Annotated in this window: 1 protein-coding gene; it reads right to left on the bottom strand. The window is 64.2% G+C overall.

The window, feature by feature from the left end:
- Nucleotides 1-576, bottom strand: a 576-nt coding sequence (locus EN914_RS37705; RefSeq protein ID WP_164779290.1) for an FAD-binding oxidoreductase, incomplete at both ends; no start/stop codon positions are given.

The following is a 576-nucleotide window of genomic DNA, read 5'->3' as shown; positions in this document are numbered from 1 at the left end:
AATGATGCCGGTTGATTGAGTCCCCTCGAACAGCTGCGCGCCTGCAAGCGCTGCCACCCGCGCTGTGCCGATCACCAGCTTCATCGGATGGATGTGCCCTGTGCCGGTGTCGCGCGTGCCGCCGAAATAGGCGGTCGAGCCCAGCCGCTCCGCCGTCTCCCTGGCATCCATGAACGAGATATGCGGGTAGGAAAAACGGCTCGCCATGATCTCGGCATGCGCCTTGTAGTCATCGACATAGCGCGGCTTGTGCGCCACCGAGAGCTGGCCCGGCATATAGTCGATATCGATCTGGTTGGCGGCAGTGAATTCGAGGAGATGCGCCTTCGCCTCTTCGGCAAGATCAAACAGAGCCTTGGCGCGGGACAAGCCGTACTCGGCCTCCAGGTCCTCGGCCCAGGCGCGCTGGCCGGTGCCAAGTTGGCCACCATTGCGCCCGGAGGCGCCATCACCGAAGCGATACGCCTCGATCAAAACGACATTGGCGCCCGCCTTGGCCAGATGCGCTGCCGCCGACAGGCCGGTAAAGCCGCCGCCGATGACAACGACGTCGCATGTCCGGTCGCCATCCAGCGC

Source organism: Mesorhizobium sp. M7A.F.Ca.CA.001.08.2.1 (assembly GCF_003998455.1).
Lineage (GTDB): Bacteria > Pseudomonadota > Alphaproteobacteria > Rhizobiales > Rhizobiaceae > Mesorhizobium > Mesorhizobium ciceri.
This window is presented reverse-complemented; position numbering and strand designations above follow the sequence as displayed.